The 16880-nt window shown below is 63.3% G+C and carries 15 protein-coding genes and 1 tRNA gene; 10 read left to right on the top strand and 6 right to left on the bottom strand.

Going from position 1 to position 16880, the window contains the following annotated elements; all coding sequences use genetic code 11:
* Positions 1 to 16 precede the first annotated feature (16 nt).
* The 6 genes from ACMUVN_RS23945 (at position 17) to ppdK (ending at position 9949) form a co-directional block, all read left to right on the top strand.
* Positions 17 to 1018: a substrate-binding domain-containing protein gene (locus ACMUVN_RS23945; RefSeq protein WP_063476501.1), complete on the top strand. Its 1002-nt coding sequence runs from the start codon at positions 17 to 19 to the stop codon at positions 1016 to 1018.
* 188 nt (positions 1019 to 1206) lie between these two features.
* Positions 1207 to 1482: a type II toxin-antitoxin system ParD family antitoxin gene (locus ACMUVN_RS23940; protein ID WP_168333473.1), complete on the top strand. Its 276-nt coding sequence runs from the start codon at positions 1207 to 1209 to the stop codon at positions 1480 to 1482.
* On the top strand, positions 1472 to 1774 hold the full coding sequence (locus ACMUVN_RS23935) for a type II toxin-antitoxin system RelE/ParE family toxin (protein ID WP_414815518.1): 303 nt from the start codon (positions 1472 to 1474) through the stop codon (positions 1772 to 1774). The genes ACMUVN_RS23940 and ACMUVN_RS23935 overlap by 11 nt, the downstream gene beginning before the upstream one ends.
* A 154-nt stretch (positions 1775 to 1928) precedes the next feature.
* A complete protein-coding gene (locus ACMUVN_RS23930; RefSeq protein ID WP_414815517.1) occupies positions 1929 to 2699 on the top strand; it encodes a DsbA family protein in 771 nt (256 codons plus the stop codon).
* 96 nt (positions 2700 to 2795) lie between these two features.
* Positions 2796 to 6257 carry a chromosome segregation protein SMC gene (gene smc, locus ACMUVN_RS23925; protein WP_414815516.1) on the top strand — a complete coding sequence of 1154 codons (3462 nt, stop codon included), beginning with the start codon at positions 2796 to 2798 and terminating at the stop codon, positions 6255 to 6257.
* 983 nt (positions 6258 to 7240) lie between these two features.
* On the top strand, positions 7241 to 9949 hold the full coding sequence (gene ppdK / locus ACMUVN_RS23920; RefSeq protein WP_168333470.1) for a pyruvate, phosphate dikinase: 2709 nt from the start codon (positions 7241 to 7243) through the stop codon (positions 9947 to 9949).
* 38 nt (positions 9950 to 9987) lie between these two features.
* On the opposite strand, the gene ACMUVN_RS23915 is transcribed toward ppdK, so the two are convergent.
* A complete protein-coding gene (locus ACMUVN_RS23915; protein ID WP_028757165.1) occupies positions 9988 to 10266 on the bottom strand; it encodes a hypothetical protein in 279 nt (92 codons plus the stop codon).
* 117 nt (positions 10267 to 10383) lie between these two features.
* Positions 10384 to 10581 carry a hypothetical protein gene (locus tag ACMUVN_RS23910; protein WP_012756389.1) on the bottom strand — a complete coding sequence of 66 codons (198 nt, stop codon included), beginning with the start codon at positions 10579 to 10581 and terminating at the stop codon, positions 10384 to 10386.
* 106 nt (positions 10582 to 10687) lie between these two features.
* Here ACMUVN_RS23910 and ACMUVN_RS23905 point away from each other — a divergent pair, with 106 nt between their 5' ends.
* On the top strand, positions 10688 to 10933 hold the full coding sequence (locus ACMUVN_RS23905; protein ID WP_028757164.1) for a hypothetical protein: 246 nt from the start codon (positions 10688 to 10690) through the stop codon (positions 10931 to 10933).
* 16 nt (positions 10934 to 10949) lie between these two features.
* Here ACMUVN_RS23905 and ACMUVN_RS23900 read toward each other — a convergent pair whose 3' ends face one another.
* Entirely contained in the window at positions 10950 to 11342 is a 393-nt protein-coding gene (locus ACMUVN_RS23900) for a hypothetical protein (RefSeq protein ID WP_097595217.1), read from the bottom strand.
* A gap of 340 nt (positions 11343 to 11682) precedes the next feature.
* Here ACMUVN_RS23900 and ACMUVN_RS23895 point away from each other — a divergent pair, with 340 nt between their 5' ends.
* On the top strand, positions 11683 to 12594 hold the full coding sequence (locus ACMUVN_RS23895; RefSeq protein ID WP_414815515.1) for a DUF1499 domain-containing protein: 912 nt from the start codon (positions 11683 to 11685) through the stop codon (positions 12592 to 12594).
* Between the two features lie 260 nt (positions 12595 to 12854).
* On the opposite strand, the gene ACMUVN_RS23890 is transcribed toward ACMUVN_RS23895, so the two are convergent.
* The 3 genes from ACMUVN_RS23890 to ACMUVN_RS23880 are packed head-to-tail and all read right to left on the bottom strand — an operon-like array spanning position 12855 to position 15948.
* On the bottom strand, positions 12855 to 14579 hold the full coding sequence (locus ACMUVN_RS23890) for a DUF4166 domain-containing protein (RefSeq protein WP_414815514.1): 1725 nt from the start codon (positions 14577 to 14579) through the stop codon (positions 12855 to 12857).
* A complete protein-coding gene (locus ACMUVN_RS23885; RefSeq protein ID WP_183905820.1) occupies positions 14576 to 15028 on the bottom strand; it encodes a thiol-disulfide oxidoreductase DCC family protein in 453 nt (150 codons plus the stop codon). The genes ACMUVN_RS23890 and ACMUVN_RS23885 overlap by 4 nt, the downstream gene beginning before the upstream one ends.
* A 2-nt stretch (positions 15029 to 15030) precedes the next feature.
* Positions 15031 to 15948, bottom strand: coding sequence for an MBL fold metallo-hydrolase (locus ACMUVN_RS23880; RefSeq protein WP_183905819.1), 918 nt, complete (start codon positions 15946 to 15948; stop codon positions 15031 to 15033).
* Between the two features lie 162 nt (positions 15949 to 16110).
* Here ACMUVN_RS23880 and ACMUVN_RS23875 point away from each other — a divergent pair.
* Together ACMUVN_RS23875 and ACMUVN_RS23870 are read left to right on the top strand one after the other, a co-directional pair.
* A tRNA-Gln gene (locus ACMUVN_RS23875) sits at positions 16111 to 16184 on the top strand.
* Between the two features lie 347 nt (positions 16185 to 16531).
* Positions 16532 to 16870, top strand: coding sequence for a hypothetical protein (locus ACMUVN_RS23870; protein WP_414815513.1), 339 nt, complete (start codon positions 16532 to 16534; stop codon positions 16868 to 16870).
* Positions 16871 to 16880: the final 10 nt, after the last annotated feature.

Below are 16880 nucleotides of genomic sequence, written 5' to 3'. Positions count from 1 at the left end.
AGAGGGAGGACTTAAAATGCTCAACATCACCAGACGTATGCTCATCATCTCCGCCGGGCTCGCCACCGTCTTGACGGCCGCCCCCGCCTTCAGCGCCGACAAGATCATCATCGGCTTCTCGCAGGCGAGCTCGAACTCGGCCCACCGCAACACGATGACCAAACGCAACCAGGCCTATGCAGCGGAACATTTCAAGGATGTCGATCTGCTCGTCACCAACGCGGAAGGCAAGTCCGCAAAGCAGATTTCGGATGTCGAAAGCCTGATGGTCCAGGGCATGAAGGTTCTGATGATTTCGGCGCAGGATAGCGCCGCTATCGCTCCGACCATCAAGCAGGTGCTGGCTGCCGGCATTCCGGTGATCACGCTCGAGCGCAGCCTCGATATTCCCGTTACGCTGCATGTCGGCCCGCACAACAAGCCCATCGGCACGCTTGCCGGCAAGTACATCGCCGAGGCGCTGAAAGGCAAGGGCAATGTCGTCGAGATCAAGGGCGACCCGGCTGTGGCTCCCGCGGTTGAACGCCATGAAGGATTTGCCGAAGCCATTGCCGGCACCGATATCAAGGTGATCGCCGAAACCCACGCCGACTGGGACCAGGAAAAGGCGCTGAAGTTCATGGAAGACACGCTTCAGCGTTTCCCGGCCGGGCAGATCCAGGCCGTTTACGCCCATAACGACAATATGGCGTTTGGTGCGCTGCGGGCGATCCAGGCTGCCGGCCGTGACAAGGAAGGCATCCTCATCATCGGCATCGACGGCGAGAATGCCGCCATCCGCGCCGTTGCCAAGGGCGATCTGACCGCGACCTTCACCTATTCCACCGTCGCCCCTGAAGGCGTCATTGCCGCGCACGCGCTTGCCACCAACGACACCGCAGCGCTGGAAAAGCTCGGAACCTTGACGAAGAAGGACGATGGCTCGATGGAAATCGAGATCGCGTCGAAGATGATCACCAAGGAAAATGCCGCCGAGTTCTTCTGCAAGGGCTTCGGCGACGACCCCGAATGCAAGTGATCCAGTAGACTGCGAAGTCCGGCGCGACAACAGAAGCGCCGGACTTTGGTTCGAGATACAAAGATCAGGCCGCCCGGTCGGCGGCGGGTCGAGCGGCCGAACGTCAGCTAAAAAGCTTGCGCATAAAGCCTCTTTTGAACTCCGTTCCAAGTGTATTACACTGTAATCACTTGATGGGAGTAACAGGAATGCGCAGCAGCAAACCTATTACCGTGACGCTCGGTAGCCAGCAGAAAAGCCTGGAAGCGCGGCTGGAATCTGGCGCCTATAGTTCGGCGAGCGAGGTTATCCGCGCTGCATTGCGCGCGCTCGACCGGGAAGAGGATGCGATCAACGAAATCATGCGTCTGAAAATCCGCGAGGCGATCGACGGCCCGGGTTCGGATATCGATGCCGATCTTGTCTTCGAGCGGCTCGAACGTCTGCACGCCGAGCGGATGAAGGCTGAGGGCGGTGGCGCATAAGGTTGCGTTTCGTCCGCGAGCAGAGAAGGATCTGCTTGATATCTACGAATTCATCGCTTCCGACAATCCCTTGGCGGCCATCGAATTTATCCGCCGGTTGAAGCAGGTTTGTCATGATCTCGAGGACATGCCGGAAGGGGGAGCGCCGCGCGAGGATTTTGCCCCGGGCGTGCGAATTCTGGTTTTCGAGCGGCGTGTGACGATCGCTTACCGGATCGTGAAGGATCGGGTGCAGGTGTTGAGACTGTTTTATGCCGGCCGAAATACGCCTTCGGCCTTCCGTGAAAACTGAGAACCGCCGATTTCGGACGCAACGTGCGCTTTTGGTCCCATCACGGTCACAATTCTTTGAAGGAAGTTGGTGATCCGTGGCTTGTGAGCGGCCGCAAGCCGTTATATCGCACAATCACGCCGTCAATCTCATTAGTTATGGGGAACCCATGCAGATGTCCGAAATGCAACTGACGAAACGCCGCCTGCTCAGCGGTATCGCCATCGCCGCAGCTGCCGTCGCGCTTGTCGCCTGCAACGACAGCAAGGACGCTGCCGATGCTTCGTCTTCCGGCAAGACCATGGCCGACGGCACCAATGTCGACACCATGCAGACGGCGGCCACAGCGGCGACCGACATGCCGGAGTCTGACGGCGATGTCGATATGGCCCAGGTGCTGAAACCCGGTGCGCTGCCGGAAATGGCGCTGGGCAAGGCCGACGCCCCGGTCAAGATCGTCGAATATATGTCGATGACCTGCCCGCATTGCGCTCATTTCCACAACACCACTTTCGACACGATCAAGCAGAAATATGTCGACAGCGGCAAGGTGCAGTTCATCATCCGCGAATTCCCCTTCGACCCGCGCGCCGCCGCAGCCTTCATGCTCGCCCGCTGCAGCTCTTCCAATCCGGAACAGTTGAGCACGCCGGAACAGTATTTCCCGATGGTTTCGATGCTGTTCAAGCAGCAGCAGATCTGGGCCGCCGCCGATGACGGCCGCGCCGCACTGCTGCAGATGTCGAAGCTTGCCGGATTTACTGAGGATAGCTTCACGAAATGCTTGACGAACCAGAAGCTTCTGGATGAAGTGAACGCCACGCGGGAAAGAGGTTCCAAGGATTTCGGCGTCAACGCCACCCCGACTTTCCTCATCAATGGCAAGCGCTACTCTGGAGACATGCCGGTTGACACCATGTCGAAGCTCATCGACAGCCTGCTCTGAACCGGATCGTTTCGATAGAACGGGCGACGGCGAAAGCCGTGCGCCCGTTTTTTTGTGGCTGCGTGACAAGCCCGCCCCGCGCGCCGGAGCTTCTGCATGAAGTTCAATAAGCTGCGCCTGGTCGGCTTCAAATCCTTCGTCGAGCCGACGGAATTCATCATCGAACGGGGGCTGACCGGCGTCGTCGGGCCGAATGGCTGCGGCAAGTCGAACCTCGTCGAGGCGCTGCGCTGGGTGATGGGCGAGAATTCCTACAAGAACATGCGCGCCTCCGGCATGGACGACGTGATCTTTTCCGGTTCCGGCAACCGCCCGGCGCGCAACACCGCCGAAGTGGCGCTCTATCTCGACAATGGCGAGCGCACCGCACCGGCCGCCTTCAACGACAGCGACGAGATCCAGGTCACGCGCCGCATCGAGCGTGAGCAGGGCTCGCTCTATCGCATCAACGGCAAGGAAAGCCGCGCCAAGGATGTGCAGCTGCTGTTTGCCGACGCCTCCACCGGCGCGCGTTCGCCCTCGATGGTCGGGCAGGGGCGCATCGGCGAGCTGATCCAGGCCAAGCCGCAGGCCCGCCGCCAGCTGCTGGAAGAGGCGGCCGGCATATCGGGCCTGCATTCCCGCCGCCACGAGGCCGAACTGCGGCTGCGCGCCGCCGAAGGCAATCTCGAGCGTCTCGACGACGTCACCTCACAGCTCGAAAGCCAGATCGAGAGCCTGAAGCGCCAGGCCCGCCAAGCCAACCGCTTCAAGACGCTGTCTGCCGACATCCGCGCCCGCGAGGCGATGCTTTTGCATATCCGCTGGGTGCAGGCCAAGGAGGCCGAGGCCGAGGCCGACAGCGCGCTGAACCAGGCGACATCAGTCGTCGCTGAAAAGGCGCAGCTGCAGATGGAGGCGGCGAAGAACCAGGGCATCGCCAGCCTGAAACTGCCGGAACTGCGCGAGGGCGAGGCCCGGGCGGCCGCCGCGCTGCAGCGCCTGCAGATCGCCAGAAGCCAGCTCGAGGAAGATGCCGGCCGTATCCTGCGCCGCCGCGACGAGCTGACCCGCCGTCTCGCCCAGCTTGCCGAGGATATAAGACGCGAGGAGCGGCTGGTGGCCGACAATGCCGTCATCCTGGCCAAGCTCGACGCCGAAGAGGCGGAGATTGCGGAAATCCTCGCCGATTCCGGCCGTTACGCCGAGGAGACCCGCGAGGCTTTCGAGGGCGCGGCGGCCAAACTGGCCGATAGCGAGCGCATCTTCACCCAGCTGACGGCCGAGCGCGCGGAAGCCGCTGCCGGCCGCAACCAGCTGGAACGCGCCATCCGCGATCTCACCGACCGGCGGATGCGTCTCGAACGGCAGATGGATGAGGCGAACCACGAACTCTCCGCCATCGGCGAGAAGATATCAGGCCTGCCCGATCCGGACGAAAAACGCGCCATCGTCGAGGCCGGCGAAATCGCCGTCGCCGACGCCGACGCCGCCGTCCAGGTGATCGAACAGGCGCTGACTGCTGCCCGCCAGACCGAGGCGCTGTCGCGCGCCCCGGTCGAGCAGGCCCGCTCGGCGCTGAATGCGCTGGAGACCGAGGCGCGAACCATTTCCCGCATGCTCGCCGCTGGTGCGGCCGCCGGCAAATTTCCGCCGGTTGCCGATGAGCTGAAGGTCGATCGCGGCTTCGAAACGGCGCTGGGTGCTGCGCTTGGCGACGATCTGGAATCGCCGCTCGATGCCGAGGCCCCGGCGCATTGGTCGGTCAATGGCGACGGCGCCGCCGATCCCGCGCTTCCCACCGGCGTAACACCGCTGCTCGACCATGTCCGCGCGCCCGCGGCACTGACTCGCCGCCTGCGCCAGATCGGCCTGGTCGCCGAAGCGGAAGCGCAGTCGCTGATGGCGGCGCTGAAAACAGGCCAGCGGCTGGTGACGAAAGAGGGCGCCGTCTATCGTTGGGATGGCCATGTCACCGGTGCCGATGCCCCGAGTGCCGCCGCGCTCCGCCTTGCCCAGAAGAACCGCCTGGCCGAACTCGAAGGCGAGGCCGCTCTTGCCCGCGACGTGCTTGCCGAAGCCGAGGAGCGGCAGGCGGCCGCAGCTGAGGCGATCCGCGCCGAGGAGCGCCGGCTTGCCGAGGCGCGCGACATGAGCCGTCTGTCGGCGCGCCATCTCGCCGAAGCCCGCGATGCGCTTGCCGCCGCCGAGCGTGCCTCCGGCGATCTCATCCGCCGCCGCGACGTCGTCAGCGAGGCCGCCAGCCAGCTGCGCGCGCAGCTGGAGGAGATTGCCGTCCAGGAGGAAAATGCTCGCATCGAGCTGGAGGACGCGCCTGATCTCACAGCGATTGACGAGCGGCTGCGCTTCCAGCAGGCCGAAGTTGCGACCGATCGCGGCGCGCTCGCCGAAAGCCGAGCCCGCCATGAAAGCCTGGCCAGGGAAAACGACGCCCGCCAGCGCCGCATCGTGGCGATCGGCCAGGAGCGCGAGACTTGGCGCCAGCGGGCGGCAAGCGGCGAAGATCATGTCGCCACGCTGCGCGAGCGCGAGGAAGAGGCGCGCGAAGAGGCAGCCGAGCTGGAATTGGCGCCGGATGAATTCGACGACAAGCGCCGTGCTCTGCTCAGCGAATTGCAAAAGGCCGAGGAGGCGCGCCGCCAGGCCAGCGATCTGCTGGCTGAGGCAGAACGCATCCAGCGCGAGGCCGACCAGAAGGCGACGACGGCATTGTCGGAACTTGCCGAATGCCGTGAACGCCGCGGCCGCGCCGAGGAGCGCCTGGTCTCTGCCCGCGAGAAGCGGCAGGAAAGCGAAGGCCGCATCCGCGAGGTCCTGAACGTCGCCCCCCACGAGGCGCTGCAACTGACCGGCCGCCCGGCCATGCAGGCGCTTCCCGATCCGCGCGAAGTCGAGCGCGAGCTGGAGCGTCTGAGGATCGAGCGCGAGCGGCTCGGCGCTGTCAACCTGCGCGCCGACGAGGAACAGAAGGAGCTGAGCGAAAAGCTCGAAGCGCTGATCAAGGAACGCGACGACGTCATCGATGCGATCCGCAAGCTGCGCGGCGCCATCCAGAGCCTCAACCGCGAGGGCCGCGAGCGGCTGATCGCCGCCTTCGACATCGTCAACGCCCAGTTCCAGCGGCTGTTCACCCATCTGTTCGGCGGCGGCACGGCCGAGCTGCAGCTGATCGAATCCGACGACCCGCTCGAAGCCGGCCTGGAAATCCTCGCCCGTCCGCCTGGCAAGAAGCCGCAGACCATGACGCTGCTATCGGGCGGCGAACAGGCGCTGACGGCAATGGCGCTGATCTTCGCCGTCTTCCTCACCAATCCGGCGCCGATCTGCGTGCTCGACGAAGTGGATGCGCCGCTCGACGACCACAATGTCGAGCGCTACTGCAATCTGATGGACGAAATGGCGGCCTCCACCGAGACCCGCTTCGTCATCATCACCCACAATCCGATCACCATGGCCCGCATGAACCGCCTCTTCGGCGTCACCATGGCCGAGCAGGGCGTCTCCCAGCTCGTTTCCGTCGACCTGCAGACGGCCGAGCGCCTGCGCGAGATTGCCTGAGGTTTTGTAGGGGAGAGCCTTGCGGTGTCTCTCTGCCTTGGGGAAGAGTGACATTTCTTATTTTCACAGGCCGGCAGTGCTTGCGGGGTGGATCCTCTGGCCAAGCCCTGGGATGACGGAGTGTGGGGAACCTGCTGACCAAGACAATGCTCCGGGCGTCTCCACTCTTGCCGTCGCGCCCTCCGTCTCCGTCATGCTCGGGCTTGACCCGAGCATCCATGCAGCCGCCGGCCAGACGCAATTTCAGCAAAGGTATGGTGCGGTTTTGCGCCCAGAAATTGCGTAAAATCAAATGGAAGGAAATAAACACCAAAAAAGGTCGGCTTCCCGGCCTCCCGTACCCCATTTGGGTGATGCTCTTTTCGCTGACTTGCATTAGAAGTTGTTTCAACGCAACCTAATTACTTTGCTGCAAAGCGAGCGATCAAAGGTTGTGAGTTGTCGAATTTACGTGCGGTTTTCCGGGCGAGGGCAAGAACCGGAAACCGTTGGAGCAATTCCAGGAGAAGCAGCGATCTGTTTTCCCCGGAATTGCGTAAAACGAAGGTCAGAACGGTTCTCTTTACAAAAAGTTGAACCGTTCCTGGGTTGAGGGACCCCCCGTCCGGTTTTCCTGGCCGGACGGAAACAAGGCTTTGCGGGACATTGTTGCAGTCCCGCAAAGCTTTTTTTATGCCTTCTCTTATGTCCGGGCGATGTTTCAATCGTTTCGCCTCTGGCCGCAGCCAAGATTTATTGTGCAACGCAACATTTTGCCGCATTTGTCGATTTTCATTTCAACTCCAAGGCATTAAGCTGTAACTCAGACTGATGACACTGCCTGCCTGCTTCTCTTTCGTCACGCTCGGGCTCGTGCCCCGGCATCTGCAACCGATCTACGCAGCAGATCCTCGGCACAAGGCCTGGGATGACGCCGAGAAAAGAGCGAGCTTTGTCAACAAACTGAGGGATTGAGCTGATCCCGGTTTGGTGTTGGGGGGAAGATGACCAAGTGGGTCTATAGGTTCGGCGACGGGCAGGCTGAGGGCCGGGCGCGCGATCACGAGATTCTGGGCGGCAAGGGCGCCAATCTCGCGGAGATGTGCAGCCTCGGGCTGCCGGTGCCGCCGGGGTTGACGATCGTCAGCGATGCCTGCACCACCTATTACAAGAACGGCCGCCGCATCGAGGAGGCCGTGAAGGCCGAGGTCCGCGCCGGCATTGCCGAGATAGAGGCGATCACCGGCCGCCATTTCGGTTCCGTCAGCCAGCCGCTGCTCTTGTCGGTGCGCTCCGGCGCCCGCGTTTCCATGCCGGGCATGATGGACACGGTGCTCAATCTCGGCCTCAACGACGAGACCGTGCAGGCGCTCGGCCACGATGCCGGCGATGCGCGTTTTGCCTGGGACAGCTACCGCCGCTTCATCCAGATGTATGCCGATGTCGTCATGGGTCTCGGCAACGACGCCTTCGAGGAGATCCTGGAAGACGAGAAGGCCAAGCTCGGCCATGAATTCGATACCGAACTCAGCGCCTCGGAATGGCAGCATATCGTCTCGCTCTACAAGAAGCTGATCGAGGAAGAGCTGGAGCAGGAATTCCCCCAGGATCCCGAAGTCCAGCTCTGGGGTGCGGTCGGCGCGGTCTTTTCCAGCTGGATGAGTGCGCGCGCCGTCACCTACCGCCAGCTTCACAATATTCCGGAAGGCTGGGGCACGGCGATCAACATCCAGGCGATGGTCTTCGGCAATCTCGGCAATTCTTCCGCGACCGGCGTCGCCTTCACCCGCAACCCCTCGACCGGCGAGAAGGCGCTTTACGGCGAATTCCTGGTCAATGCCCAGGGCGAGGATGTCGTGGCCGGCATCCGCACGCCGCAAAGCATCACCGAGGAGGGGCGGATTTCCTCCGGCTCCGAAAAGCCCTCGATGGAAAAGCTGATGCCGGAGGCTTTTCGCGAGCTCTGCCGCATCTGCACCGAGCTCGAGATCCATTACCGCGACATGCAGGATATCGAATTCACCATCGAGCGCGGCAGGCTGTGGATGCTACAGACTCGTTCGGGCAAGCGCTCGACCCGGGCAGCGATGAAGATCGCCGTCGACATGGTCGATGAGGGCGTGATCACCGAGGACGAAGCGGTGCTGCGCATCGAGCCATCCAGCCTCGACCAGCTGCTGCATCCGACGATCGATCCGCGCGTCACCCGCCAGGTGATCGGCACCGGGCTGCCGGCCTCGCCCGGCGCTGCCACCGGCGCCATCGTCTTCACCGCGGAAGAGGCCGTCGAGGCGGAATCCGAAGGCCGCAAGGTCATCCTGCTCCGGGTCGAGACCAGCCCCGAGGATATTCACGGCATGCATGCCGCCGAAGGCATCCTGACGACGCGCGGCGGCATGACCAGCCATGCTGCGGTGGTTGCCCGCGGCATGGGCATCCCCTGCGTCGTCGGCGCCGGCACCATGCGCATCGATCAACGCAACGAGCGGCTGCTCGGCGTCGGCGTGACGCTGAAGAAGGGCGACATCATCACCATCGACGGCTCGGCCGGCCAGGTGCTGAAGGGCGAGGTGCCGATGACCCAGCCGGAGCTGTCGGGCGATTTCGGCCGCATCATGGGCTGGGCCGACCGCGCCCGGCGCATGACGGTGCGCACCAATGCCGATACGCCGGCCGATGCGCGCGCCGCTCGCTCCTTCGGCGCCGAAGGCATCGGCCTTTGCCGCACCGAGCACATGTTCTTCGAGGGCGAGCGCATCCATGTGATGCGCGAGATGATCCTGGCCGTCGATGAGAAGGGCAGGCGGGTGGCGCTCGACAAGCTCTTGCCGATGCAGCGGCTGGATTTCACCGGCCTGTTCACCGTCATGCACGGCCTGCCAGTGACGATCCGCCTGCTCGATCCGCCACTGCACGAATTCCTGCCGAAGACCGATGACGAGGTCGCCGAAGTCGCCTTCGCCATGGGCATGGAGGCGACCGTGCTGCGCCAGCGCGTCGATGCGCTGCACGAATTCAACCCGATGCTCGGCCATCGCGGCTGCCGGCTGGCGATCTCCTATCCTGAAATCGTCGAGATGCAGGCCCGCGCCATCTTCGAGGCGGCAATTGCCGCAGCCCAGGAAACCGGGGCCGCCGTCGTGCCGGAGATCATGGTGCCGCTGGTCGGCCTGCGCTCCGAACTCGATTACGTCAAGGCGTGTATCGACGCGGTGGCCGGCAATGTAATGAGCGAGGCCGGCATGAAGATCGATTATCTCGTCGGCACGATGATCGAGCTGCCGCGTGCGGCCCTTCGCGCCCATGTGATTGCCGAAGCCGCCGAATTCTTCTCCTTCGGCACCAACGACCTGACACAGACCACCTTCGGCATCTCGCGCGACGACGCCTCGGCCTTCATCCCCACCTATCAGCGCAAGGGCATCATCGAGCACGATCCCTTCATCTCGCTCGATTTCGACGGGGTCGGCGAATTGATCAGCATCGCCGCCGAACGCGGCCGGCGCACCCGCAACGACATGAAGCTCGGCATCTGCGGCGAACATGGCGGTGACCCGGCCTCGATCCGCTTCTGCGAAACGATCGGCCTCGATTATGTCTCCTGCTCGCCGTTCCGCGTGCCGATCGCCAGACTGGCGGCGGCGCAGGCGGTGATCTCAGGCGGTCTGGAAGAGATCCGGCGGGGTCCGAAAGACCTGCGGGGAAGCCTGTAAGATAGTCGGTGGCGCCAGGGCAGGGGCGTCCGCGGCACTCAGTGATGATGCCGCCAGTGATCGCGGTAGATATACGGCCCGTTCAGATCCCAGGCCATGCTCTGCATCAGCTCGGCGCTCTGCGCCCGCGATTCGGCCCGCCGGTCGAGTTCGATGCGCTGCAGGCAGGTGGCAAAACCATCCGTGCCGCGCCGGAAGCCGTAGCCGAGGCAGCGCTGCTCATCCGCCGCCCGCCGCTCCTCCGGCGTCATCGTCTGGCAGGCGGAGAGCCCGGCGATGATGGTGGCCAGGGCGGTGACGAGAAGGGGATAGCGCATGGGTTTATTCCTTGGAATGCATTTCCCAGAGGAAAGTCCTTTCAGCCGATGCCGTCAAGCCGCCCCTCATCCGCCTGCCGGCACCGACCGGGGTCGAGCCACGTGGCTCGACGATGTCTACGCCGCCCCAGCCGGATCCCCGATCGGCAGCAGCGCCGGATTGAGCGGCGGATCCTGCGGGTTCTTCGTATCGGCCGGGTCCTGCGCCGGCGTCAGCGGCGGTTTTTGCTGGATGGGGTCGGGAATGCCGGGGGTCGGCGTCGGGCCGCGCGGCGTATCGGCATTGGGTGTCGGGATCGGGTCTTTGTTGGGCATGAGTGCCTCCTTTTCGAAAAAGGAACGGCATCGTCCGCATATGGTTCCACTTTCGCCACCGGACATTCCTCTGTATGAGGGGACTGGAAAACACTCTGGAACGAGCATGGCCATTCGCGATCGATTTTCGAAAAAACTGAGCTGCCCGCAATGCGGCAATGAGGGCTTTGCCGAGGCCTCGGAAGTCGACGATCCCAAGCGCAAGCACCCGGATTTCAAGGTCGATCAGCTGCCGCGCGGTTTTGGCGTGCAACGGCCTGCCAATCAGCAGGAAAATTTCGTGATCAAGTGCGAATGCGGGCGCAAGTTTCCCTTCCGCAGCGTTGCGGAAGCCGCGGCCGAGCGTCGCTAAAATGTTGATCTAGAACCTAGATCCGCTCCAGCAATTCGACAAAGGCATCGGCGAAACGCACGAGCGGCGCGGTGTCTTCATCCGGCGCCTGCATGCGGATCTCCGTGCCGTGGTCATCGAGCAGCGCCAGCACGACGCGCATCGCCTGGCCGTCGCCTGGAATGCGCAGCACGGCGATGCGGCGGCAATCCTGGACGAGGCCGGAGGCCGGCAGGTCGAACAGCAATTCGCCGCCGGAGCGTTCCGCTGCCCGGCGCACCGCCTCGCAGAAGCCAGCCTCGCCGCCGGTATAACCTTCGAGCGAAAGTTCGAGCTCGAGCAGCTCCATCGGCAGCGTCGGTTCGGACTGGTGGTCGATCCCGCCAAGCGCAGACGCCTGCGGCCTTTCTGCTATCTCGGGTGAAATCATCCCGTCTCTCCTGTCTCTCTATCGGAGATGAAACCGTGGCAGAATGGCCTTTTTTTGGCATATCAGCAAGGGCTTATGAAACGGCCCCGTTTCGTCATGGCCTTCGCCGTGGATTCAAACGCAATGCTTCAGACAATGGTTTCAATCTAGCCGAATCTTGCCCCGGGTCCGGATGATTTTGGGCCGGGCCGGCCTAAAATCTGAATCCGGATCTAAATCAAAGAATAGAGCATGATGTCGTCCGAAACCGCTTCACACTTTTCGGCATCATGTTCTAAACAGGGGTGAGGCGATTTGCGTGGTCGAACGCGCGGGCGCTAACGAGCAACCGGTAAGTTTGATGGCCATCCGCTTCGACCGTCCCGTTTCCAGCGCCGCCCGCTTTTCGCGGCTGCTCGGGGCGTTTTCCCTGGTGCTGGCGCTGGCGGTGATCATCGCCCACCGCTTCGGCGGTCTGGCCACGCCCTATCTGGTGCTGCTGTTGATTGCCGCCGCCGGCGGCGCGCTGCTCGCCGCCATGCTCGCCGCCCTCGGGCTGCGCAGCCTCTGGATGACGGGGGCCGAAGGCGGGCTGGCGGCGCTGGCGGCACTGATCTATGCCGCCTTTCCGCTTGCTATCGGCGCCTTTGCCACCGAGCACTATCTGACGCTGCCTGATATTTACGATGTCTCCACCGATCCGGTCTCCGCACCCGACTGGCTGTCGCCGCCGCACTCCGACCAGATCTGGCTGAAGCGCAATCCGGAGGTGACGCCGGACGATCGCGAAAAGCAGCTCACCGCCTATCCCGAACTCACCGGCCGGCGTTATGAGGGCGCACTCGACCGCGTGCTGGAAGCGGTGCGCAAGGTCGCCAAGATGAGCGGCATTACCATCACCAGGAGCAATGGCGACACCGAGCCGGGCCGCGATCCCGAGGACATGCCGGTCAAGCCGCCGCAGCCGAACGACGATGCCGTGGCCGATGCGCCCGATATCATCCCCGTGCCGACGCCGCGCCCCTATGACGACGATGTCGCCAAGCTGATCCGCGGCGCCAACGGCGTGACGCTGCAGGGCACCACCCGCACGCTGATCCTCGGCCTGCGCTTCGATATTCTCATTCGGCTGCGCGAAGAGGCCGAAACCACCTTCGTCGACATCCGCGTCGCCTCCCGCTACGGCCAACACGACCTCGGCTTCAGCGCCGAAATCGCCGGCGATTATCTGAAGGCGCTGGATGCCGAGCTCTTGGGGATTGCGGGTGGGTGAGCAACGGTGGCGCAAAGCGCCAGCAATCGATCCAGTGAATCGATTGCAGTTGCGAACGCCCTGAGCCCAAGCGAAGGGCCGGGATAGGGTGCGGCGGACTCGACGCCCTGCGAGCCGCAGCCTCTCGATTCCCTCTTCTCCCCGAGAGGAGAAGAGATTTGCGGCAATCTCTCCGTTCCTCGCTCGCTCTCGCAGGGTTCGACCTCACTAAGGTTAGGGTGAGGGGCAGCTATCCGCGCAAACCGACAGGCACATCACCGTCACCCCTCCACCACCAACCACCCGGTATACCGCACCACCAACCCCGTCAGCCGCCCACCGATCTCCACATGAAAGTGGAACCGCCCATCCCGCTCCTCCTCATAGGTATCCCCACCCGGCGCCAGAAACAGCGGCAGCGGAATCCCGCAAAACCGCCAGCCGCGCACCACGAGCCGCAGCTTCTCCCCATCCGGCACCGGCGCCATCAGCACCCGGAACGGCCCGAACACCTCGGCGAGCAGATGCCGGTCGCGGCCCTTGCCTTCGGCCTGCCAGCTGCGGAACACCTTGCCGCCGAAATCCCGCGTCCAGATCTCCCTGTCGCCATCACTTGCGAACCGCACCGTGACCGGCACATCCTCGCCCGCTGGGGGAAAGCCGATGACGCCTGCGACGATCCGCGCCAGCAGCCCGCCGCCGCGTTCGATCCGCGCCCGGCCGGAGGCGACGCGGGCGCCGCCGGCATGCAGGGCTGATAGGGCGGGCGGCAGCCGCTCCCAGGCGCTGCCGAGAATCCTGTGGTAGAGCGGCAGGGGTGCGGCCTCGTTTTCCATCCGGATGCCGGATGTGATCTGAAAACGCCGGAAGGCCGCTTCGAAATCCGCCAGCTGCAATTCCCCCGCCGCCGGCCGGGCGCCATTCTCCGGCCGCACGCCGGTCAGCAGCCGGCGCACCAGCGCGTCGACGCCGATGATCGGAATGAACGGCCCGTCATCACCCTCGGCAATCAGATGCCAGCCTGATGTCAGCCGCTTTCCCGCATGATCGACGCCGCCGACGCGGACGAACATGCCGCCACGATGTTCGCCGATCGCGAAAGCATGGCTGGCGCGCTGCAGCAGCCGAGCAAACGGCAGCAGCGATGGCAGCAGCCGGAGGTGGACGAGCCGTGCCGCAAGGCTGAGCAAGTGCTGCAGTGGTTGCGGCTCTGTTCCGACCCCGGTGAAGCTGGATTTGAGATCGGCAAAGCGCCCCGGCAGCAGCGCCAGGTCAGGCGCATCCACCAGCAGGAATTTCCGGCTGCGCAGCGGCGGAACCCCCGGCGGCGCCACCGTCACCCGCATCGCATCGATCAGCCCGCGCCCGGAGGCCGGCCGCCCATGGCGCAGCACCGTGACCTTCCTGCCGGCATAGGTGGCGATTGCTCTCACGACATTGAGCCCGATCCGCACATGCGGCGAGGGGGCAATGCCGGCGGCGACACTGTCGATCCGCGAGAAATGCGGCGCCATCGCATCGAGTGCCGCGAAGGAGAGGGCGGGCAGGCTGCTGAGCCCCGAGAGCGCGAAGGTGCCCTTGGCCCTGGCCGCCGCATCGAGCCCATCGATGCCGGCGACGAAACCGGTGCTGTCGGCGATATCGGCATAATCGATGCTCAGATCGATGCAGGCCTCGACCACCTTATAGGCATCCTTCCCGAAGGTCTGGAACGGCCCCGAGGCATCGACGACGAGATGCGGCCTTAGCCGCGTCAGCTGTTCGGCGAGATCGCCGTCGCGGTCGAAGCTGACGGCCTGCACCATCGCACCGAGATTGTTGCTTCCCAGGCCCTCGGCTCCATCTTTCGGCGTCCGCAGATCTGCAACGAAATCGTCAGCCTTTTCAAGCGAGCGCCCGGCAACCAAGAGCCTCAGCCTGGGTTGGTCGCCAAGCAGCCGGGCAAGCCGCCCGCCGAAAGTGCCGTAACCGCCGATGATGAGCAGCGAAAACCGGTCCTCGCTCATGTGATGAAGCGGCTTCGCTGCTCCGGCGTCGGCACCATGCAGCTCTGCCGGCCGGCAATCTTCAGCCTGTTGCGGGCGATGAATTCATAGAGCGCATCGGCCGCCGGCCGCGGCAGCAGCCGGAAGATCTTGACCAGCGAATAGGGAAAGCCGAGGCCCGCCACCATACGGATCGAGCCGTCGGACTTGAAGAAGGCGCGGCCGTTTTCGATCAGGATATTGGTCTCATAATCGCGCGCGTGGAGCCCGTAATGCCGGTAGAGCGCCTCGCCGAGCGGCGTCTGTGCCGCGAGGAAACGGTATCGCCGCTGCTTGTCATGTTTCAGCGCGAATTTCACCCAGCCGGAGCAGAACACGCATTCGCCGTCGAAGACGATCAACGGCCGGTCATCGGCAAAGGCGGGCACGTCGGCATCGTCGCGATAGCTGTAATCGGCTCGGGGCGTCATCCCTATCTCCCTGTTGCCGGCCGGTAGGTAGCGGCAAGCGAAGGCGGCCCATCCGCCGCAATCTCGCCGCGCTCCAAAAGGTCCTCGATATGGGCGAGCACGGAAAGGGCGGCTGCCCCATGCAGCTTCGCATCGGTGTCGCGATAGATCACCTTCACCATCTCGGATATCCGCCCGTCGCCCGCCTGGACGCGCGCCAGCACCGCCTGCTCGCGCTTCAGCCGGTGCGCCTTCAGCGCCCGCAGGAATCCGGCCGGCTCCGTCACCGGCCCGCCATGGCCGGGCAGCAGCAGTCGGTCGTCGCGCGCAATCAGCCGGTCGAGCGAAGCCATGTAATCCGCCATCGAACCATCCGGGGGTGCGACGATCGAGGTCGACCAGGCCATGACATGATCGCCGGAGAAGAGGATGTCACGGCCCTCAAGCGCGAAGGCGGCATGATTGGCCGTGTGCCCCGGCGTCAGCACCGCAGTCAGCGCCCAGCCATCGCCCGATAGGGTCTGACCGTCACCGAGCACTATATCGGGCACGAATGATAGATCCGAGCTTTCGGAAAAGGGATTGATCTCGCCCTCGCGCAACGGCCGCGCCGGCCGGTGCGGCCCTTGCCCCACCGTCACCGCCCCCGTTGCCGCCTGCAGGCGCTTGGCCAGCGGCGAGTGGTCGCGGTGCGTGTGGCTGACGAAGATATGCGTCACCTCGCGGCCGGCAAGGGCTGCCATCAGCGCTTGATAATGCGCCTCGTCCTCCGGGCCGGGATCGATGACCGCGACGGAGGCCGCGCCGACGATATAGCTGTTGGTGCCGAAAAAGGTGAAAGGGCCGGGATTGTTCGCTGTAACCCGCTCGACACCTGAAACAACCGGCACGGCCTGGCCATAGGCCGGCTCGAAAGCGAGGTCGAATGCGGGACTGTCCATGAAGGAATGATCTCGGGCCGATGACGTCGCCAATTCCTAGCACGACGGCGGGTGCTGCGCAGCGCATAAATCTGCGCCGGGTTAAACTTAGTCATTGTGACAGGCGAAGAGCTTTGCTAATCAGGCGTCGATTTGAGCAAGCGGTTTCCGCTCAAGCTCTGGTGGGGCGTCGCCAAGCGGTAAGGCAACGGTTTTTGGTACCGTCATCCCTGGTTCGAATCCAGGCGCCCCAGCCAAACATTCTTCGTACATTCTATTGTTTGTTGCGCTGGTTGATTAGTACACTTAAATGATGTCGGAAGCGATACTCATCCGACATGCAAAGGATTTGCCCCGCCCCGTGCGCGATTGCCAACATCTCACCAAGGCGGCAAGATTTTCATGCTCCTTTACAAGGTCGATCGGCCAGACTTAATACGAGCTGTAGATCTGAGGAGATCGCGCTTGCCACTCAGTCGCCGGTTTAGAAGGCTAAGTTGACCCACGATGCGCAAAATATCGCAATCTGGCCTTGCTCGACATCGGAGCGTGGAGTGCATAGATTCTGATATAAATGATCTTTTGAGCCGCCTTGGGAGCGTCAATGTCGATTTCGTCCAGCCGCTTTGAACTCGCCCTGGAGCAGCTTAAGCCTAGCGACTGGGAGCGTTTTGAGAGTCTTTGTTCTGCTTTTCTCTCGACCGAGTTCAGCGGACTTCGCACTATGGCAAGCCCCGGTGGGGACCGTGGAAGAGACGCGGAGTTATACAACTTTTCAGACGAACCAAATGTGCTTTTCCAATATTCCGTCACTGAGAATTGGAAACCTAAGATTCAGAAGATGGCCTGCTGCCGGTTTCATGGACATCGAGTTAAGGTGTTCCTCCTGAAACCGGAGAGCATGAATGCAAAGACGAATATTCAGCCGCGAGTACAAGCTTGAGGCTGTGAAG

It is taken from the genome of Rhizobium sp. IY2 (assembly GCF_047532935.1).
Classification (GTDB): Bacteria; Pseudomonadota; Alphaproteobacteria; order Rhizobiales; family Rhizobiaceae; genus Rhizobium; species Rhizobium anhuiense.
The sequence above is the reverse complement of the archived record's forward strand: the minus strand, read 5'-3'. Positions and strand labels throughout refer to the sequence as shown.